The sequence below is a fragment of the Candidatus Tenderia electrophaga genome, from assembly GCA_001447805.1.
In the GTDB taxonomy this organism is placed as follows: Bacteria; Pseudomonadota; Gammaproteobacteria; order Tenderiales; family Tenderiaceae; genus Tenderia; species Tenderia electrophaga.
This window is the reverse complement of sequence record CP013099.1, coordinates 3359485-3377802: the sequence shown is the minus strand read 5'-3', so window position 1 is coordinate 3377802 and position 18318 is coordinate 3359485. Positions and strand designations below refer to the sequence as shown.

Annotated in this window: 21 protein-coding genes, 1 tRNA gene and 1 pseudogene; 13 read left to right on the top strand and 10 right to left on the bottom strand. The window is 60.7% G+C overall.

The genetic code is table 11. From position 1 onward, the window contains the following. The first annotated feature begins 3 nt into the window (after positions 1-3). Positions 4-423 (top strand): hypothetical protein, encoded by a 420-nt coding sequence (locus tag Tel_15395; protein ALP54418.1) that lies wholly within the window; start codon positions 4-6, stop codon positions 421-423. Here the strand turns inward: Tel_15395 and Tel_15390 are convergent. Together Tel_15390 and Tel_15385 are read right to left on the bottom strand one after the other, a co-directional pair. Then, complete coding sequence (locus tag Tel_15390; protein ID ALP54417.1) at positions 420-872, bottom strand: hypothetical protein; 453 nt, start codon at positions 870-872, stop codon at positions 420-422. The genes Tel_15395 and Tel_15390 overlap by 4 nt on opposite strands. 52 nt (positions 873-924) lie before the next feature. Continuing rightward, positions 925-1001 (bottom strand) — tRNA-Asp (locus Tel_15385). Between the two features lie 161 nt (positions 1002-1162). Here Tel_15385 and Tel_15380 point away from each other — a divergent pair. Then, complete coding sequence (locus Tel_15380; GenBank protein ID ALP54416.1) at positions 1163-1981, top strand: hypothetical protein; 819 nt, start codon at positions 1163-1165, stop codon at positions 1979-1981. After that, positions 1978-2679 carry a hypothetical protein gene (locus tag Tel_15375; protein ALP54415.1) on the top strand — a complete coding sequence of 234 codons (702 nt, stop codon included), beginning with the start codon at positions 1978-1980 and terminating at the stop codon, positions 2677-2679. Before Tel_15380 ends, Tel_15375 begins: the two co-directional genes overlap by 4 nt. On the opposite strand, the gene Tel_15370 is transcribed toward Tel_15375, so the two are convergent. Then, complete coding sequence (locus Tel_15370; GenBank protein ID ALP54414.1) at positions 2651-2902, bottom strand: hypothetical protein; 252 nt, start codon at positions 2900-2902, stop codon at positions 2651-2653. The genes Tel_15375 and Tel_15370 overlap by 29 nt on opposite strands. Before the next feature lie 45 nt (positions 2903-2947). Between Tel_15370 and Tel_15365 the strand changes: the two genes are divergently transcribed. Together Tel_15365 and Tel_15360 are read left to right on the top strand one after the other, a co-directional pair. Further along, positions 2948-3547 (top strand): methylase, encoded by a 600-nt coding sequence (locus Tel_15365; protein ALP54896.1) that lies wholly within the window; start codon positions 2948-2950, stop codon positions 3545-3547. Positions 3548-3550: 3 nt separating this feature from the next. Continuing rightward, positions 3551-3940: a hypothetical protein gene (locus tag Tel_15360; GenBank protein ALP54413.1), complete on the top strand. Its 390-nt coding sequence runs from the start codon at positions 3551-3553 to the stop codon at positions 3938-3940. Positions 3941-3954: 14 nt separating this feature from the next. On the opposite strand, the gene Tel_15355 is transcribed toward Tel_15360, so the two are convergent. Then, entirely contained in the window at positions 3955-5430 is a 1476-nt protein-coding gene (locus Tel_15355; protein ID ALP54412.1) for a hypothetical protein, read from the bottom strand. A 120-nt stretch (positions 5431-5550) separates the two neighbouring features. Between Tel_15355 and Tel_15350 the strand changes: the two genes are divergently transcribed. After that, positions 5551-6075: a hypothetical protein gene (locus Tel_15350; GenBank protein ID ALP54411.1), complete on the top strand. Its 525-nt coding sequence runs from the start codon at positions 5551-5553 to the stop codon at positions 6073-6075. A gap of 2 nt (positions 6076-6077) precedes the next feature. On the opposite strand, the gene Tel_15345 is transcribed toward Tel_15350, so the two are convergent. After that, positions 6078-6785 carry a hypothetical protein gene (locus tag Tel_15345; GenBank protein ID ALP54410.1) on the bottom strand — a complete coding sequence of 236 codons (708 nt, stop codon included), beginning with the start codon at positions 6783-6785 and terminating at the stop codon, positions 6078-6080. A 102-nt stretch (positions 6786-6887) separates the two neighbouring features. Here Tel_15345 and Tel_15340 point away from each other — a divergent pair, with 102 nt between their 5' ends. Beyond that, entirely contained in the window at positions 6888-8387 is a 1500-nt protein-coding gene (locus Tel_15340; protein ALP54409.1) for a phosphomannomutase, read from the top strand. Positions 8388-8447: 60 nt separating this feature from the next. Then, positions 8448-8855: a hypothetical protein gene (locus tag Tel_15335; GenBank protein ALP54408.1), complete on the top strand. Its 408-nt coding sequence runs from the start codon at positions 8448-8450 to the stop codon at positions 8853-8855. 74 nt (positions 8856-8929) lie between these two features. On the opposite strand, the gene Tel_15330 is transcribed toward Tel_15335, so the two are convergent. After that, the gene (locus Tel_15330; GenBank protein ALP54407.1) at positions 8930-9664 is read right to left on the bottom strand and encodes a hypothetical protein; all 735 of its coding nucleotides are present in this window, start codon (positions 9662-9664) and stop codon (positions 8930-8932) included. Between the two features lie 335 nt (positions 9665-9999). Here Tel_15330 and Tel_15325 point away from each other — a divergent pair, with 335 nt between their 5' ends. Together Tel_15325 and Tel_15320 are read left to right on the top strand one after the other, a co-directional pair. Further along, positions 10000-10431, top strand: a complete 432-nt coding sequence (locus Tel_15325) for a hypothetical protein (GenBank protein ALP54895.1) — start codon at positions 10000-10002, stop codon at positions 10429-10431. A gap of 71 nt (positions 10432-10502) precedes the next feature. Then, complete coding sequence (locus tag Tel_15320) at positions 10503-10811, top strand: hypothetical protein (GenBank protein ALP54406.1); 309 nt, start codon at positions 10503-10505, stop codon at positions 10809-10811. Positions 10812-10835: 24 nt separating this feature from the next. Here Tel_15320 and Tel_15315 read toward each other — a convergent pair whose 3' ends face one another. From Tel_15315 to Tel_15305, 3 genes and pseudogenes are all read right to left on the bottom strand, one after another. Then, positions 10836-11897 (bottom strand): hypothetical protein, encoded by a 1062-nt coding sequence (locus Tel_15315; protein ID ALP54405.1) that lies wholly within the window; start codon positions 11895-11897, stop codon positions 10836-10838. A 66-nt stretch (positions 11898-11963) separates the two neighbouring features. Further along, entirely contained in the window at positions 11964-12251 is a 288-nt protein-coding gene (locus Tel_15310; GenBank protein ID ALP54404.1) for a hypothetical protein, read from the bottom strand. A gap of 15 nt (positions 12252-12266) precedes the next feature. Continuing rightward, a pseudogene (locus Tel_15305) lies at positions 12267-15143 on the bottom strand (RNA polymerase-associated protein RapA). Positions 15144-15263: 120 nt separating this feature from the next. Between Tel_15305 and Tel_15300 the strand changes: the two are divergent. The 3 genes from Tel_15300 to Tel_15290 all read left to right on the top strand — a co-directional run bounded on the left by Tel_15300 (position 15264) and on the right by Tel_15290 (position 17099). Next, complete coding sequence (locus tag Tel_15300) at positions 15264-15920, top strand: hypothetical protein (GenBank protein ALP54403.1); 657 nt, start codon at positions 15264-15266, stop codon at positions 15918-15920. A gap of 167 nt (positions 15921-16087) precedes the next feature. Continuing rightward, positions 16088-16792, top strand: a complete 705-nt coding sequence (locus Tel_15295; GenBank protein ALP54402.1) for a hypothetical protein — start codon at positions 16088-16090, stop codon at positions 16790-16792. 13 nt (positions 16793-16805) lie between these two features. After that, entirely contained in the window at positions 16806-17099 is a 294-nt protein-coding gene (locus Tel_15290) for an endonuclease (GenBank protein ALP54401.1), read from the top strand. Between the two features lie 6 nt (positions 17100-17105). Here Tel_15290 and Tel_15285 read toward each other — a convergent pair whose 3' ends face one another. Beyond that, a complete protein-coding gene (locus Tel_15285) occupies positions 17106-18302 on the bottom strand; it encodes an NnrS family protein (protein ALP54400.1) in 1197 nt (398 codons plus the stop codon). Positions 18303-18318 lie beyond the last annotated feature (16 nt).

Below are 18318 nucleotides of genomic sequence, written 5' to 3'. Positions count from 1 at the left end.
CCTATGAAACGCAAAAACGAAATCATCCCCGCTGACAAACAGATGCGCAAGACCTGGCTCATCCTGATCGCGCTCTACATCCTTATCCTGTTGTGGCTGGAGCCGATAATCGATTTTTTCCTCATGCAGATGCCGCTGGACCGCTCCCACGAGGCCATCGTGGCCCTGAATCAGAAAAAGGCCTATGTCGCCAGCATCGCCTTCGGCGTCATGCGCAGCCTGCCCATTTTAACCTTCGCCTGGTTCGGCCTGCTGATCATGCAGGCCGCGCGCCTGCCCCCCAAAAGCATGCGCCTGCCGATTACGGTGGTGCTCATCGAAGGGCCACGGGCGCGCATGATCGGCATGGTGATGATGGCCGTGGGCCTGTTGTTGCTGTTGCGCGAAATTTCCATGCTGGTTAGCGCGCAACCGGCGTTTTAAAGGGTGTCGAGACGCGCCAGAAAACGATCCAACTGGTTAGCGAAGCTCTGCCGGTCACGCTGATGCAGGGCGTTGGGGCCGCCGGTCTGCACCCCGCTGCTGCGCAGGGTCTCCATGAAGTCGCGCATGGCCAGGCGCTCGCGGATATTCTCCCGACTGTAAAACTCACCGCGCGGATTGAGGGCGTGGCCGCCCTTCTCGATCACCTCGGCGGCCAGGGGTATATCAGCGGTAATCACCAGGTCGCCGGCCACCACGCGTTTGACAATCAGGTTGTCGGCGACATCGAAACCGGGGGACACCTGGACGGTCTTGATATAGCGCGACGGCGGTGTGCGCAGCGGCTGATTGGCCACTAGGGTCAAGGGGATGTGGACGCGCTCGGCAGCGCGGTAGAGAATCTCTTTGATGACGGCGGGACAGGCGTCGGCATCGACCCAGATGTGCATAGCGTTTCCGTATTCGAGGCTAAAAAACGACACTATACCCGAACGGGAAACATGGCGGAGCGGACGGGACTCGAACCCGCGACCCCCGGCGTGACAGGCCGGTATTCTAACCAACTGAACTACCGCTCCGTTAAACAGCGCGCATCTTGCCGCAAGCGCAATCGAAATACAAGCGCGGCGCCCGCACCGTTATACTATTGGCCCCGATGGAGGACATACAGAGGCGGATAGGTTTGCGTCATTGCCACTCACTGCCGGGCTGGACGCCGGATTTTGCATCGACCTCGCCGATGTACGCCCCGCTGCGCCACCTGGCCGCCCGATTCGCCGGCTTCGACCACTGGCCGCAGCTGGCCGATTACCAGGCCATGCTGGATGAACGGGCCGAGCCTATTCGCACTCTGGCGGGCAAAGCGCTCACTGTCGTGGCCCAGGATGACACGCCGGATCGTTTCGAGGACCACTACGCGCCGCGCATCTACCGCAGCGGTGAACTGCAGACGCGGCGCCACAACTGGCATGACTTTTTTCAATTCCTGAGCTGGCTCATGTTTCCGGCCACCAAGGCGGCGATCAACGCCGCCCACCTTCCCCAAGCGCGGCGGCGGCTTGAGCTAAGGGGCGAACGGGGACGCCGCTCGCCCTTGGAAAACATGCTGTCCCTGTTCGACGAAGGCGGTGCGGTAATCGTCTCTGCAGATGCCAGGCTGCTGCAAATGATCCGCGAATTCCGTTGGCACGAGCTGTTCTGGCAATGCCGTGACGAACTCGGAGGCAAACTGGCCTGTATCAGCTTCGGCCACGCCCTGTATGAGAAGGGCTTGGCCCCTTACCTGGGCATGACCGCCAACACCCTATTGATTGAGACCGACGCCTCTTTTTTTGACCGCACAAATTCCGAACAACTGGCCTGGCTGGACCAAAAACTGGCCGCCCTATTCTGCGCCGGCGAGGTGCTGACTCAGCCCAAAGACCTGCACCCCTTCCCGATTCTCGGCATGCCGGGCTGGGATAAAGACAACGGCTGCGAACGCTATTACCGAAACACACACTATTTTCGGCCGGGCCGTCGCGGCCAGATAAAAAGCCGCAAGGGGGGCGAGGGATGAAATTTGAACTCCAAGCCATCGGTGTCATGCACTCCTGTTTCAAGCAGCGTTTCGGCACGCCCAAACAGGCACGCCGCGCCCCGGCGGCGCGCGGCTGGATCGAATTCTACCCGCCCTATGATCGTGCAGAGGCCTTTGTGGGACTGGACGGCTTCTCGCACCTCTGGGTGCTGTTTCTATTTCACGAAAATCTGGACAAAGAGGTGCAGCTGTCAGTCCAGCCGCCACACGCAGACGGCGCGACCTACGGCCTGTGGGCAAGCCGCTCACCCAATCGCCCCAGCGGCATCGGCCAATCTCTGGTGACGCTTGAAGGTATGGAAACAGACAAAGGCAAAGTACGGCTGCACGTAAAAGGCATCGACCTAATCGAGGGCACCCCCGTGATCGATGTCAAGCCCTACCTACCCTATGTTGATGCCATTCCGGATGCCCGCAGCGCCTTTTTGCCGCAAACCCCAGAGCCGCAATTTGAAGTCGTGTTCAGCCCCCAAGTCGAGCAACGACTCACCGGCTTGGAAGAGAACTATCGCGACTTACGACAGCTGATCATCGAAGTCCTGCAACACGACCCGCGGCCGCCGGAACTGCGTAACGCCGGCCGTAGGATATTCACCCTGCCGCTTTACGACCTGACCCTGCGCGTTAAAATCCTCGACCCGGCACACATCACGGTGACCGAGGTGGCTCCTGCCTGAACGGATCGAACAAGTATTCCAAACCGTTGACCTTAATCTCATGCACGATGCGCAGCAGATCGCCGAGTTCGCCTTTGGGAAATCCCTTGTTGGCAAACCACACCACATAGGGTTCGGGCAAATCAATGAGCAGCCGACCGGTGTATTTGCCGAAGGGCATGCGATAGGCGGCCAGCTTCAGCAGCAGTGCCGGATCACCCCAAAGCGCGTCTGTGTTATCCATAGGCCCGGGATGTTACCTTAGTGGCCGGCGATGAACCATTACGAGATGAGCATGAACAAACCGTATTCTGACGCCTGCGACCGCAACCGGGATCCTATCCTTGCCGTGATCGGGCCGCTGCTGGCGAACAAACGCGCGGTACTGGAAGTGGGCAGCGGCACCGGCCAGCATGCCGCGTACTTCGCCGCCAAGTTGCCCCACTTGACCTGGCATACCAGCGATCGTCTGCAAAACCATGCCGCCATCCAACAGTGGTTGAACGAAGCGGCGCTGGACAATGTCCACGGCCCCATTGAACTGGATGTGCTGAGTGGTGACTGGCCGACGCTGGACGTGGACGCCGTGTTCTCCGCCAACACCGCCCACATCATGCACTGGCAAGACGTGGTCGCGTTTTTCGCCGGCGTCGGTGAATTGCTGCCGCCGGACGGGCTATTCATGCTTTACGGCCCCTTCAGTTTCGGCGGCCGCCACACCAGCGCAAGCAACGCCCGTTTCGATCTGCGCCTCAAACAGAGCGACCCGGGCATGGGCGTGCGCGAATTTGACGAACTGGATAAGCTGGCGCGACAGGCCGGTCTGATATTTGAACAGGATTATCCCCTGCCGGCCAACAACCGTATCTTGCTCTGGAAGAAGCCCTGACCCATGGTGAACGAAGACCTCAGCCCCTATCAGAAACTCGGCGGCGAAACGGCGCTGCGCACACTGGTGGACCGTTTTTATGAATTAATGGACACCCTGCCCGAGGCCCGGGCCATCCGCGCCATGCATCCGCAGGATCTCAGCGGTTCGCGCGACAAGCTGTTCAAGTTTCTTTCCGGCTGGCTGGGCGGCCCGCCGCTTTATATGGAGGAATTCGGCCATCCGCGCCTGCGCGCCCGGCACCTGCCCTTCGCGGTGGATGAAGCGGCCCGCGACGCCTGGATGCTGTGCATGACCCAGGCGCTGGAGGACATGGACATCGAAGATCCGTTATTGAAGCAACACCTGCTCCATTCCCTGTTCAAGACCGCGGACTTCATGCGCAATCAGTAGCGTCCCGAATCACATCACGAGGAACAGCTGACCTCGATCTCGCCCGCCCAATCCGGCGGCGGGTCGGCGTAGTGCTCGAGCTGCGGCCACTCGTCGAAGGGCCGTTGCATGATCTGCATGAGCGTATCGATCTCGCTGTAGTCCCGTTCTCGCTCCGCCTTGTCGATGGCGATCTGGGCCATGTAGTTGCGCAGCACGTATTTGGGATTGGTGCGTTTCATCAGCGCTTGGCGCTCGGCGTCCGGCTTGGCGGACTGTCGCAAGGCGGCGCGATAGTCGCTGAGCCAGGCATCGAAGCCCTCACGGTCGACAAACATGTTACGCAGCGTGTCATGCGGCGCGTCGCTGTCGCGCTCAACATTGCAGAGTTCGCGGAACAGGCGGGTGAAATCGGTCTGCGCCAACTGCATGTGCTGCAACAGCCGTTCGACCAGGGTGTGAATCGTTTCATCGCCGATTTCGAAGCCCAGCTTGGCCGCCATCAATTGGCGGTAATGCCGGCCGTACTGCCCGGCGTACTGATTCAGCGCGTCCTTGGCCTGCTCCTCGCTCATGAAGGGCAACAGCGTCTGGGCCAGGCAGGCCAGGTTCCACAGGCCGATTTCGGGTTGCTGGTCATAGGCGTAGCGACCCTGATGATCGGAATGATTGCAGACATGGCGCGGATTGTACCCCTCGAGGAAACCGAAGGGGCCGTAGTCCAGGGTCAGGCCGAGAATGGACATGTTGTCGCTGTTCATTACCCCGTGGCAAAAACCCACCGCCTGCCACTGGGCCATGAGCCGGGCGGTGCGGCTGATCACCTCGTGCAGCAGCGCCAGTACCGGCTGCTCGGCATCGGCCAGCGCGGGAAAGTGCTGTTCGATGACATAGTCGATCAGCTGCTTGAGTTGCTCATGCTTGTTGCGGTAGTAAAAATACTCTAAAGATCCGAAACGCACATGGCTGGGGGCCAAACGCGTCAGCACGGCGCCGCGCTCGATCTGTTCGCGATAGACCTTGTCGTCGCTGCCGATAATGCACAGGGCGCGGGTGGTGGGGATGCCCAGGCCGTGCATGGCCTCGCTGCACAGATATTCGCGAAGGGTGGAGCGCAGCACGGCACGGCCGTCGCCCATACGCGAATAGGGCGTCATGCCCGAACCCTTGAGCTGAATCTCCCATTTTTCCCCTTTGCTATTAGTGGTTTCCCCCAGCATGATGGCGCGCCCGTCACCCAACTGGGGTACGAAATGGCCGAACTGATGCCCGGCATAACGCATGGCGATGGGGGCGCCCTGCTCCAGCCGCCGGCGACCGCTGAAGATGTGGACAAAGTCCTCGTCCTGCGCACACGCCGGATCGAGCTCGAGCAGCTCGACGGCGGCGCGATTGACATGGATCAGCGCCGCCTCGCTCTGAAACGGCGTGGGCGCCACCCGTGAATAAAAGTCATCGGGCAGGGCGGCGAAGGAGTTGCTCAGGGGGAGGCTGCGGGGACTATGCTTCATGGAAATAACCTAGTAGCGAACTCAACTATTCTATGCGCCCGCCAGGCCGCTGTCCAACCGCATATAGTTGAGCGCGCTGGTGTATGATGGCAGCACTTTTACACAGGGACAGGACACACCATGAATACCGTAGCCGACACCGACTTGTCAGACTCTGAGCTGGCCGAACTGGATGAGTTCCTGCTCACCCATGAGGAGTGCCTGGCCATCGACGAGGCCCACGGCTATCTCACCGCCCTGATCGTCAGCCGCGCCGATGACGACGAGTCCGCCATCCTGGAGGCGGTGCTGGGCGAAGCCGAGGCGACGGCGCAGATCAATGAACTTTTGCTGCGCATGTATCAGGACATCGCCATCGAGCTGGAATCGGCCGAGCCCTTCGAGCCCATGGTGATCGAAGAAGAAGACGAGGACGGCGACAGTTTTGAGGTCTATGACGGTTGGTGCTTCGGTTTCATGCTGGCGCTTTCGGATTACGAAGAGGTGTGGCGGGAACTGCCCAAGGAGCAACAATCACTGCTGGAGCCCATCGCCACCCTGGCGCTGCTGCGCGAGGACGAGCTGGATATGGATGACGAGGAGTACGCCGGCTGGGTGAGCCTACTGCCCGGTTCGGTCAGCGGCCTTTACGATTATTGGCACTAACGCTAGCCCTGGTACGATTCCTTACGGGCATTGTAATCCGTCACCAGCTGATCGATCTTGGCCTGATCGTATTCACGCAGACCGCTGAGCACGATGTGCTTTTCGCCGTGGCCCACGGTCCGCTCCGCGTCTTTAACGACGAACCTTACACTGACATTACCGCGCTTGCCTTCCACATCCAGGTTTGAGCTGCTCAACTCCAAGCGCGGCCCGCGGATGTCCAGGTCATCAAGATTAATCACCATGCGTTCGTAGATCACCAGCGGCCGGTCGGTATTGATCATGAGCTGCTTTTCCTTCATCAAGGGCACCAGGATATGAGGGAAGGTCTGGCCCGAGAATTCCACATAGCGCTGGGTCAATTCGCTGATCAACGCTTCGTCGCCGCTGCGTTGGCCCGAACGGCTGATGTTCAGATATTCCTTGCCGTTTTCATCGCAGATGCTGATGTCATCGCCGTCGGATTCGCTAAACAACAGCGGCACGCTGTCCGACACCATGCCGCCGAAGTTGATGCACATGCGCTGACTCAAACCGTAATGATGCAGGCCCAGGGCAAACAACAGATCGCCCGGAACACAAAAGCGTTTGGCGTCTTCATCGTGGATGGGATTGAAATCACCGGCGATCTTTTTGGCGAAGCTGCTGGCCTGGCGGCGGCTGACCAGGATTCGGTTATCCCGGCGGGAAAAATAGTCTTCTAGACGCATCTGTTATACCGACTTACCTGATTTATAACGGCGTATGGTAGCAGACTTTGCCCCGCGCCGGGCTGGTTTATAATGCGACAAAACCCACCACAAGGTCCGCCCATGTCCGCACAATCCAGCACCACCCTCCGCATCGCCGAGCTCATGCAACAAAGCGGTGTCAAATTCGGCACCAGCGGCGCCCGCGGCCTGAGCAAGGACATGACCGACCAAGTCTGTTATGCCTATACACTGGCCTTTCTGCGTTACCTGATGGCAAGCGGCGATATCCAGCAAGGCGACCGCGTCGCCGTCGCCGGCGATTATCGCCCCAGTTCGCCGCGCATCATGGCCGCCGCCATATTGGCTATCCGCGACGCCGGCTGCGAACCGCTCAACTGCGGCTTCATCCCCACGCCCGCTGTCGCCCTCTATGGCATTCAAAACCGCATCGCCAGCCTGATGGTCACCGGCAGCCACATCCCGGACGATCGTAACGGCATCAAGTTCAACACGCCCGCCGGCGAGATTCTCAAACGGGATGAACAGGGCATCAGCGCCGCCGAGGTCAGTATCCCCGCCGGGCGCTTCGACGAGCAGGGCCGCAGCCTCGACCCCTGCTCCCTGCCAGTCGAAGATGACAGCGCCTACCGGGCCTATGTGCAGCGTTATCTGGATTTTTTCCCACCCGCCTGCCTGGCCGGGCTGCGGATCGGCGTCTACGAACACTCCAGCGTCGCCCGCCGGGCCTTGGGCGGCATCTTCGCCGCCCTGGGCGCGGAGGTGATCAAGCTTGGATATTCTGACACCTTCATCCCCGTCGACACCGAGGCGGTACGCCCCGAGGACGTCGCCCTGGCCAAGCAATGGGCCGAGGAACACCATTTCGACTGTCTCGTCTCCGCCGACGGCGACGGCGACCGCCCCCTGGTGAGCGACGCAGGGGGCCACTGGCTGCGCGGCGACGTGGCCGGCATCCTCACCGCGCGCTATCTCGGCGCCCGCGCCGTGGCCACGCCGGTGAGCAGCAACTCCGCGCTGGAAAAGAGCGGCTGGTTCGAGCGCGTCGAGCGCACCCGCATCGGCTCGCCCTATGTGATCGCCGCCATGACCGAACTGGCCCGCGCCACGGCCCCGGTGGTGGGCTATGAGGCCAACGGCGGATTCTTGAGCGCCACGGATATCCGCCTCAACGGTCGCATGCTGCCCGCCCTGCCCACTCGCGACGCGCTGATCGTCCCCCTGGCGGTATTGATGCTGGCGCGACAACAGCGCCTGAGCATCGCCGAGCTGTTACAACAGTTGCCGCAGCGCTACACCTACAGCGATCGCTTGAAGGAATTCCCTACCGAGCTCAGCCAAACCCGCCTCGCCGCCTTCGATACGGGCGACGAGAGTGCCGACAAGCAGGCTATCGAGACGGCCTTCGGCCAATTCGGCCGGGTCCAGACCATCGATCGTACCGACGGCCTGCGCATCACCTTCGACAGCGACGAGGTGGTGCACCTGCGCCCTTCCGGCAACGCCCCGGAACTGCGCTGCTACAACGAAGCGGCGTCGCCGGCGCGCGCCGCCGAGATGAACGCCCAGTGTCTGCAGATCATGGCGGACTGGCGCAGATAAAGAAAAGCGTCAAAACACCGATACAAATAGTTACATTCGCAAGATAATAAGGTCCAAGTCGTGTCGGTACAGGAATTCGATTTTGCCAGCGGCAAGGTGCTGGACCCCAAGCGCAAACAGGCCATCCTGGCGCTGGGCGACGACACCGATGCCGAGCTATTGAAAGACAGCCTGCGCAGCAAGGGTTACAAATTCGCCGGGCTGGCGCATGACATTCGCAGCGCCCTGGAACTGGTGCGCAGCCATAAGCTGGGCATCTTGTTTCTGGATGCCGACCTGCCCGGGGTCAAACTCAACGAACTGGTGCCCAGTATCAAAAAGGCCTTTCCCGACTTCACCATCGTAGTGCTGAGCAGCGCCGTGACCAAGGAAATGTTGAGTGAAGTGTTACGGCTAGGGGCGGCCGGGTTCTTGGTCAAACCGGTGCAGGCCGACGCCCTGGACAAGGTGATGGCCAAGATTAAATAAAAAAACCCCGCCGGGAAGGGCGGGGTTCTTGCGTGGGCCGGCAGCGCGTCCGTGCGCGCCGGATAAGCCGGTGTTTAGAAACCGAAAGACACACCCAAAATGACCGTGTCTTCCACATCCGTATCAGTACGGTCGGTGCCGCCGATCATGTAGGTGATACTCATATCGGCACCGGTGGCGCCGAGCGGATGCGACAGGCTCAGGTCGACGTGCTTCAGGCCGGAACTCTCCGTGGTCCCCAGACCGCTTTCGAACTCACCCTGGTCTTCATAGGTGTAATAACCGAGCGTGGCGCTGAAGCCGAAATCGCTGGGCAGCGCGGTCTCATAAGCGAGACTCCAATAGATATCACCCTCGTTACCCCAGGTGACGTCATCGATCAGATAAGCCATTCCCAGGCTGACCGGACCGTAGCCGATGGAGGCGCCGAATTCCGGCGTATCGGCATCGTCGACGCCGGTATAGTAGAAATACAGGAGCGAAACATCATAGCTGAAGTCGCCCGCCATAGCGCCGTAACCTACATAGACATCGTTCTCGAAGCCGGTCGTGGCGGGGGCCGTGCCGTAATCCAGATTGGATCCCCAATAGCCTACGTACAGACCGCTGTCATGGCTGTAGTCGATACCGCCCTGCACCGCGGTGCCGTTGTTTTCATAGCCACCGCGGAACAGATATTCCGATACGACACCGATGTTACCGCTGATTTCAGCCTGTGCCGTGACCGGCGCAGTCATGGCCGCACCACCGCTCAGCGCCGCAATTGCAACCAGGGGTTTGCTGAACAATTTGGCAGTCGATTTTTTCATTTACGCTCTCCCGTTTAGAATTCTTGATACATTTAAATACACAATTCCACATCACCACTGTCTTTCAAGGTTGATGACGTGTTCCCCTAACACCCATTGCACGGGCCGTGCCAGAATCAATATTTTCAATTATTTCAGCCGACTAGGCGCCAAAAGCGGCGCCAGCCGGGATTCGCGGGAGGCGCCGCGCACAGCCTTGGTGCATCATAACGCCGCATTGTTACATGGCGGTGCGGCGCAGCGGCACGGATAATCGCTGGGGCATCGGGGCGCTTGGTGCGGACGGCGGCTTGTGCCAAACTGCCGCCTCAACGCACATCAACAAGGATCACCGCATGGCCGAACTACACCCGCAGCTGGCGCAGGACTGCCTCACCCTGGGGCGTTTTTCCCTGTGTCACCTGCTGCTGATGCGCGACGCCCATTATCCGTGGTTCATTCTGGTGCCGGACCGCGACGACATCCGCGAAATCCATGAACTCAGCGTCGCGGATCAACAACAACTGCTGCGCGAATCCGTCGGCCTGTCACGCGCCCTGGAGCGGGCCTTTACACCCGACAAGCTGAATATCGCCGCACTCGGCAACCTGGTCCCGCAACTGCACCTTCACCACATCGTGCGCTATGACACCGACCCCGCCTGGCCGGCGCCGGTGTGGGGCCGGCTGCCGGCCATCCCCTATGACGACTACGGCCTGATACAGGTGATCGAAAAATTGAGGGGTGCCCTGGGCGATGAGTTCAGCTTCGCCCTTGATCTGCCTTGATCTGCCTTGATCTGCCCTGGTCTGCCCTACTCTGTTAGAATCGGCAGTCGACTAAACCAGCGATAGTAGCCATGACTCAACACAGTGAAGACATCCTGCAAACCATCAAAAAAACCCACGAACGCATCGCCATCAGCGCCGGCGTAGTCATGGGCGTAGCACTGAGTACTTACTTCTTCACGTTTGGCATGATCATCGACCGCGATGCCAGCGGGGCTTTGTGGTTTCAGATCATCACTAGCGTGCTGTTCGTCTTCGGGCTGATCTATCTCAAGCGGCTGGCGTTTTTTCTTACCAAGTTGATCCTGGGTTTCAAGGCCAAGTACCGCAGCGCCTTGCAGGGCATGCGCATCTCGGATCTGGATAACATTCAGACCTAAGTCGTCCCCAGGCATTTGTCGGGCTTAGCGCACCAGCTCCCAAGTAAAGTGCAAGCCGATATCCGGGGTGTTATCGAAGTTCAAGACATTCTCGGTCAAGCCGACCCCTACCACACCGACGCCCGTCTCCCACTTAAATCCCCCGGTCAGCTGGAACTGCAAGTCGCTCAGCTCCGAGTCGACGATGGCGCGATACGGATGTTCCGCCAGCAGCGCCTGCACGAACGAGCGCGTATGGGTCCAGCGCTGAAAACGGTGGATCCAAGTGATATTGACGAAGGGCAAATTGGGTGGCCGGAAATTGGTCTGCTTGAACTTGCCGGGGAACACCGCGCCGAAGTTCAGCATCCAGGCATCGCGGCTGAAACGCCTTTCGATAGTGACCTGATAACCCAGATCCCAGCTGCCGGTGGAAAGAAAGTCCGTTTCATTCATCAGCGGCACTTTCAGCCCCAGCTCCAGACTGCCGCGCCAATCGGGCAGCAGCTGCGGCAGGGTATAACGCACATATAGACCGGGATCGCCGAAGCCCCCCTGCGACGGCCGCTCAAGCAGCACCACGTCCTGGTCACCGTCGCGGCCCAGCACCACCTGGACGTAATCGTCGGGCACGTATTGCCGACCCGACTGGCCGACACCGACCGCGTCATGAAAGCCATAGATGACATCGTCCAGCAGCCGCCCGCCGTAACGGATGTAGTGAATCCCCAGGCCCACATCGATGCGCCGGCTGACCCCCCAATGAAAGGCAAACTCCAACATGCTGAATTCACCGTCGATGTAAAAGGCCTCGCCCTGCGGCAATCCGAGAATATAGGCGACATCGGCCTCATCCAGCGCCCGCCTGCCATTGCCGCGGCTGCGCTGCAAATAGTCTTCCACGGCTTGACTGGCCTGGAAATTGTTGACAATGGAGTAGTGCAACTCAACAGCCCAATTGTCCCGCCCCAGCGGCGTGGCCGGCGCCGGCGCAAACCCCAGCACCAGAAAGGCAGGGAAGGTATAGTCGCGCACCCGAAACGGAATCCCGAGGGAATCTTGCGTAAGCGAGGGCGGCTGGGCGCCGGCCAAGCTTGTCACGGCCAATAATGCTGTCAGCCCGAGTGCGCGCATATGGCGGAGCGACTCGTCGTAACCGCGGGGATCAGGCGTCTAGTGAATCTCTTCGATGTAGGTGCGAATGATAGGCGTCTGCACGTAATACTTCTTGCCGTTGGTATCGCGCGCCCAAAAATAATAATAGCCCTTGGCCGGGTCGCTGGTGACCTTGCCGTCCAGCACCTTCCAGCTGCGCACATGGCTGCCCTCGACGAAGGTAACGGTGTAGTCCCCTTCCAGCCAGCTCACCCCCAGACGGGTGAGCTTGTTCTGCTGCTCTTCGGAACAACCGCCCAGCAGCATCACGGTGAAGGCGACAACGGCGATTAGGACTAAACGCATGGCTCGGCTCCTCTGCTATGTAGTAATGATGACCCGCACGGCGTCGAGGCGCGGACTGCTGTGTTCCAGAGCCTCACCCAGGGCCTGCAGCTGTTGCTCGAAAAAGTGAATCTCTTCATCGCGCACATTGGGGTTGTGGTGCTGCAGCGCCTTGAGGCGGTCGATCTCCCGCCCCAGGGTCTAGCGGCCATGTTGCTGGGCGGCGGCCAGACGCTCGGGCACCTGGGCATCAGCCGCCGCCGCGGCCCGCTTCACCATATCACGCAGCTGCTCGCCGTAGGCCCGCATCACCTTGCCGGCGGTGGCCTTGTTTACCGGCTGAGCGACGCGCCCCAGCGCCTCACTGTCGATCTTGTCCTGGTAGTTTCGACCCTGGCTGTCCACCAAGACGCGCAGCGTGCTGGGCGGCAGGTGGCGACTGGACTGCAACTGGACGCGGGCGCTGCTTTCCAGCACGTACAGACATTCCAGCAACAGGGTACCGGCGGGCACACCTTTCAGTTTCACCGCCACCATGGCGGTATTGCCGGCCTCGCTGCTGAGCACCATGTCCATAGCGCCGACGCTGAGCGGGTGCTCCCAGGTGACGTAATGCATATCTTCGTTGGCCAGCGCGACGCGGCGCTCGCAGGTGATGATCATGCCCTCGTCCAGCAGCCCCGGAAAACCGCCCTGCATCTTTTCCCCCGGCCGTATCAAATAGCTCTGCCGGGTGTGCTCTTCCATGTCGACGCCGTAGCAGTCGAACAGGCGCTCGAGATAATCGAGCAGTTGCGCCGGGGCCTCTTCGGCCTCGGCCCGCTGACGCAGCGCCTCGGCCACGCGGGGACGGCAGGAGTTGTATTCCAACAGCCGGTCGCGGCCGCCCTGCAGGGCTTGGTTCATCTCATTGAGCAAGACCTGGGTAGTGGCGATCAGGTCCATCATGTCGGCGCTGTCGGTATCGAGTTGGTGCATGGCCTCCACCAGGGTCTCTCTCACCTGGACGAAGATGCTATGCCCGGCGGGACAGGTGTGCTCGAAGGCGGACAGGCCCTGGTGATACCACTGGAACATCAGCTCCTGGGCCGAGCCTTTGAGATAGGGCACGTGCAGCTGGACGGTCTCGCTCTGGCCGATGCGGTCGAGGCGACCGATGCGCTGTTCCAATAAATCCGGGTTGAGGGGCAGGTCAAACATCACCAGGTGATGGGCGAACTGGAAGTTACGCCCCTCGCTGCCGATCTCGGAGCAGATCAGCACCTGGCTGCCGTCGTCCGGATCGGCGAAAAAGGCGGCGGCGCGGTCACGCTCGACAATACTCATGTCCTCGTGAAACACGGCGGCGTGCATGCCGTGATGAACGCGCAAGGCGGTGGCCAGCTCGATGGCGCTGTCGGCGCTGGCGGCAATTACCAGCACCTTGGCCGGGCGTAGTTGCTTGAGCAGGCCGGCCAGCCAGGGGACACGCGGGTCGACACCCGTCCAATCGCGCGCGCCGGCGGGATCAGCGGCCTGATAGGCCAGCTCGGGACACAGCAACAGGCTCGCATCGGTGACACCGCTGTCGCGCATCAACGCCAGCGCCGCGCCGTAATCCTGCGGCAATTCCAAGGCATAACTGTGCAGGCGGCGCCGGGGAAAGCCCTGCACCGCGGCACGGGTGTTGCGGAACAACACGCGGCCGGTGCCGTGGCGGTCGAGCAGGTGTTCCACCAACTCGCTGCGCGCTTGGGGATCTTGCAGGCGTTCCAGCAAGACCTGGCTATCCGCCTCGCCCAGGGTGTCGGCCACGGCGCGCAGCGCCTCGCCCGCCGGCGGCGCATCGGACAACAAGGCCTCCACCGCCGCCGCGATGGGGGCGTATTGCTGTTCTTCCGCCACAAAGGTATCGAAATCGGGAAAACGGTCCGGGTCGAGCAGGCGCAGGCGGGCGAAGTGGCTGGCCTTGCCCAGCTGCTCAGGCGTGGCGGTGAGCAGCAACACGCCCTTGGTCTCAGCCGCCAGTTGTTCGATGCACTGGTATTCCAAACTGGGCGCGTCGGGCGACCACTGCAAGTGGTGGGCCTCGTCCACCACCAGCAAGTCCCAGTTGCCGGCCAGGGCCTGCTCGAAGCGCAGCGGATCGTTGCGCAGGAACTCCAGACTGCACAGGGCCAATTGCCCGGTGTGGAAAGGATTGTCCTGGCCGCTGCTCTCCTCGATGGCCTGGCAGCGCTCCTCGTCGAAAATACTGAACTGCAGATTGAAGCGGCGCAGCATCTCCACCAGCCATTGATGCACCAGACTGTCCGGCACCACGATCAACACCCGCTGCGCCAGCTCAGCGAGCAATTGTTGATGCAGGATCAGCCCCGCCTCGATGGTCTTGCCCAGCCCGACCTCATCGGCCAGCAGCACCCGCGGCGCGTAGCGGTTGGCCACTTCGTGGGCGATGTAGAGCTGGTGCGGGATCAGACTGGTGCGGGCGCCGGCCAGACCGCGCAGATCGGAACGCCACAGCCGCTCGCGGTGATTCAAGGTCTGACGCCGCAGCTCAAACCACTTGGGTTGATCGATCTGAGCGCTGAACAGACGCTCGGTGGGGCGATTGAGCTGAATCAGATGATCCAGCTGGGCCTCCGGCAGTTGCGCCTCAGTGCCGTCCTCGCGGCGGCCGAGATAGGTGATCAGCCCGTCCGCTTCGCGCACCGCCGCCACCGTCATGCTCCAACCCTCGTGGGAGCGCACCGTATCCCCCTCGGCGAACCGGACCCGGCTCAAAGGCGCGGTATTGCGCGCATAGATGCGTTTTTCACCGCTGGCCAGGAACAACACGCTCACCGAGCGCCCGTCCAGCGCCAGGACGGTGCCCAGCCCCAGCTGCAGTTCGGCTTCGCTGATCCAACGTTGTCCCGGATTAAACTCAGTCACGGCGCATTTTTCCTTGCAAAAGGCTGCGTATGGTAGTCGATCCGGACAAAAAAATCTTGTCCGACCGGCCGCCGTTTGGCGCTATGCTATGCCACTATTAAAACATGACAGGCCAAGAAAATGGATATGGAGCTAAGCCCGCTGCAGGCGCGCGTGATCGGCTGTTTGATCGAGAAGGAGGCGTCCACGCCGGAACACTATCCGCTGTCGCTAAACGCCCTCACCAATGCCTGCAATCAAAAGAGCAACCGCGAGCCGGTGATGAAGCTGGACGAAAGCGAGGTGCAGCAAACCCTGGACGCGCTGATCAAAAAACATTGGGTGAGCGAAAAGAGCGGTTTCGGCAGCCGCGTAGTCAAATATCAACACCGCTTTTTCAACAGCGAATTCGGCGGCACCCGCTTCACGCCCCAGCAGATGGCCGTGGTCTGCGAGCTGATGCTGCGCGGCCCGCAAACACCCGGCGAGCTGCGCAGCCGCACGGCGAGATTGTGCAAGTTCACCGAGGTCAGCGAAGTGGAGCAGGCCCTCAACGCATTGATGCACCACCCGGAGGGCCCCTTCATCGCGCGCCTGCCGCGCGAGCCCGGGCGCCGCGAAGCGCGCTATGCCCAGCTGTTTTGCGGCCCGGTGGAGGGCGCCGAGACCGGCGCGGCGGTGACGGCGGCGCAGCCAGTGGCGGCGTCCGAGCATGCGCGCCTGGAACAGCTGGAGCACAGCGTCGCGGCGCTGCGCCGCGAGCTGGACGCGCTGAAACGTCAACTCGGCCAAACATGACCACGGCCAGGCCTGCGCTTGAGTTTAACCGTCGCTATGCAGCTGCTAAGGTATCAATTTGGCCTTCAACATTGCCGGGTTAATCGAAACAAACGCCCGCCGCAGGACGGCCGGCGGCCCTTCATCCGCAGCGCGGGCGGGAATCAATACGCGCCAGGGAGTCTTTCATGAGCACCAGAGCGGTTGTTATTGACCATTTTTCCGATGTGTTGTGCGTGTGGGCCTATGTGGCTCAGATTCGGGTGGACGAACTGCAGCGCAAGTTCGGCCAGCAGGTGCACCTGCATTACCACTTCATTCCCCTGTTTGCGGTGACGGAAAAACGCATCGGCGAGGGCTGGCACGACCGGGGCGGGTATGCCGGCTTCGGTGAACACGTGCTTGAAGTTTGTGAAAAATTCGAACACGTGCGCATCAACGGCGATGTTTGGCGGGGCGACATCCCCAAGTCGTCCGCTAATGCCCATCTGTTTCTCAAGGCCGTCCAGGTATTGGAACAAAACGGCGAGATCGATTCGCAGGCCCGGGCTGAATTTGACGGTCACAGCCTATTCGAAGAGACCGCTTGGCGCCTGAGGCAAGCCTTCTTTCGCGACAATCGCAACATCTCGCGACGGGAATGTCAGCTGGCGCTGGCCGAGGAGATGGGGCTGCCCACCGACAGGATCACGGCATTGCTGCAGGACGGCAGCGCCATGGCCGCCCTGTGCCGCGATATCGAACTGTGCAAAGAATACGGCGTGGGCGGCAGTCCCACCTATGTGCTCAACGAAGGGCGACAAAAGCTTTATGGCAATGTGGGATACAAGGTGATCGCCGCCAATGTCCAGGAAGTGCTGCATCAACCCGCGGCCCAGGCCAGCTGGTGCTAATCAGGGCGGCTTAATGGCGGATTGGTTGGTCTACATCATTCTCTGCAGCGACGGCACGTTGTACACCGGCATCACCAATAATATCGAGCGCCGCATGCAACAACATGCCGCGCAGCAAGGTGCGAAATATTTTCGCGGGCGCGCGCCTAAACAGCTGGTCTACATTGAAAACGGCCATGACCGCAGCTCGGCCAGTCAACGCGAGGCCGAGATCAAAAAACTAAACCGCGGCGCAAAGCTGTGTCTGCTCAAATCCGATTTGAACCGCCTCCATACGCTGACGCTGCCAACACAAATCTCGGTGTAAGGCAGGCTAGCCGACACGGCCGTCTATCCGCGGCCGTGTCAGAATCGGCAAATAGATAACGAAAAAGAGGGCAAACGCCGCCAGCCATAGGCCCTGCGACAGACCGATCCACCAGGCATAGTGCGATGGGTCGAGCAAGGGCAGTATCACTCGCACCAGCGCACCGATAAACAGCAGCGCAAAAGCCCAGGCCAACCAGGGGGGCGGTGCGGCGATATTGCGGCCGGTGTGTCCCAGTGAAACGCGCGCCATCATCCCCATGGTCATCATGCCGATCCCGCCATAGGCAAAGGCATGCAGGGCAAGCGATGCCGAAAAATCAAAAATGTAGACGGCCGCCTTGAGTGCAAAGGCCAGCACCATCCAGGCGTAAGCAAGATACAACACCCACAACAGCGGTTTACCCCATATGCCCGACGTATGCCAACCGGCCAAGCGCAGCGCGTGCAGGACGAACAATAGCGCCGCCAGTGCGGCCGCCACCGGCGCGTTGGGCCAGAGCAGATCACTCACCCAGAAGCACAGGAACAACACCAGGGAGGCGACATCCAACCACCGGCGATTGGTAAGTTGTACCGCATACCCCACGCCCTTTTCGATAAAGAAGGGGATCACCCGGCGCCCCATAATAAAGATCAGCGCCACAATCAGATACAGGCCGGAATAGAGACCGTAATAGACACCCCCCTCCACCACGCCGGCTACCCCCAGATAAAACGACAGTTGGGCCAGCAGCATGAGCGCGAGGACGGAGATAATGGCGAGGTTGTTCCATGTCCTGGCCTTCACAATGGGCACGCTCAGCGCGAAGATCAACAGCAGGGTGAATAAGCAATCGGCCAGCGCCACCACACCGATCAGCAAGACATCAGACAAGAACGGTACAATGCGGCCGACCAACCAGAGCAGACACAACAACAGCAGTGGCGTGCCGTTCAGGGTCGGGATGTTGGTCCAGTTGCGCACCGCCGTCAGCAGGAAGCCGGCGATCACGGCCATGGCATAGCCGAAAATCATTTCATGGGCATGCCACATGCTGGCCGGCAGGCCATAGGGTTGAACGCTCCAGTCCGTGAGATAGATCACCATCCACACGGCCACCGATACCACGGCATAGCCGGCCGCACCGAGGAAAAAGGGCCGAAACCCCAGATTGAACAGGGCAAACCGTCCACCTTGTTTTGGATCGTCGATGTCAATCATGGCCGATCACCCAGCA

Excerpts from the sequence above, each read along its gene's own strand:
- Tel_15345 (ALP54410.1), bottom strand. The coding sequence starts at position 6,785 with ATGCGTCTAGAAGACTATTTTTCCCGCCGGGATAACCGAATCCTGGTC.
- Tel_15290 (ALP54401.1), top strand. The coding sequence starts at position 16,806 with ATGGCGGATTGGTTGGTCTACATCATTCTCTGCAGCGACGGCACGTTG.
- Tel_15360 (ALP54413.1), top strand. The coding sequence starts at position 3,551 with ATGGTGAACGAAGACCTCAGCCCCTATCAGAAACTCGGCGGCGAAACG.
- Tel_15320 (ALP54406.1), top strand. The coding sequence starts at position 10,503 with ATGACTCAACACAGTGAAGACATCCTGCAAACCATCAAAAAAACCCAC.
- Tel_15300 (ALP54403.1), top strand. The coding sequence starts at position 15,264 with ATGGATATGGAGCTAAGCCCGCTGCAGGCGCGCGTGATCGGCTGTTTG.
- Tel_15350 (ALP54411.1), top strand. The coding sequence starts at position 5,551 with ATGAATACCGTAGCCGACACCGACTTGTCAGACTCTGAGCTGGCCGAA.
- Tel_15340 (ALP54409.1), top strand. The coding sequence starts at position 6,888 with ATGTCCGCACAATCCAGCACCACCCTCCGCATCGCCGAGCTCATGCAA.
- Tel_15355 (ALP54412.1), bottom strand. The coding sequence starts at position 5,430 with ATGAAGCATAGTCCCCGCAGCCTCCCCCTGAGCAACTCCTTCGCCGCC.
- Tel_15325 (ALP54895.1), top strand. The coding sequence starts at position 10,000 with ATGGCCGAACTACACCCGCAGCTGGCGCAGGACTGCCTCACCCTGGGG.
- Tel_15390 (ALP54417.1), bottom strand. The coding sequence starts at position 872 with ATGCACATCTGGGTCGATGCCGACGCCTGTCCCGCCGTCATCAAAGAG.
- Tel_15330 (ALP54407.1), bottom strand. The coding sequence starts at position 9,664 with ATGAAAAAATCGACTGCCAAATTGTTCAGCAAACCCCTGGTTGCAATT.
- Tel_15395 (ALP54418.1), top strand. The coding sequence starts at position 4 with ATGAAACGCAAAAACGAAATCATCCCCGCTGACAAACAGATGCGCAAG.
- Tel_15285 (ALP54400.1), bottom strand. The coding sequence starts at position 18,302 with ATGATTGACATCGACGATCCAAAACAAGGTGGACGGTTTGCCCTGTTC.
- Tel_15365 (ALP54896.1), top strand. The coding sequence starts at position 2,948 with ATGAGCATGAACAAACCGTATTCTGACGCCTGCGACCGCAACCGGGAT.
- Tel_15375 (ALP54415.1), top strand. The coding sequence starts at position 1,978 with ATGAAATTTGAACTCCAAGCCATCGGTGTCATGCACTCCTGTTTCAAG.
- Tel_15380 (ALP54416.1), top strand. The coding sequence starts at position 1,163 with ATGTACGCCCCGCTGCGCCACCTGGCCGCCCGATTCGCCGGCTTCGAC.
- Tel_15310 (ALP54404.1), bottom strand. The coding sequence starts at position 12,251 with ATGCGTTTAGTCCTAATCGCCGTTGTCGCCTTCACCGTGATGCTGCTG.
- Tel_15370 (ALP54414.1), bottom strand. The coding sequence starts at position 2,902 with ATGGATAACACAGACGCGCTTTGGGGTGATCCGGCACTGCTGCTGAAG.
- Tel_15295 (ALP54402.1), top strand. The coding sequence starts at position 16,088 with ATGAGCACCAGAGCGGTTGTTATTGACCATTTTTCCGATGTGTTGTGC.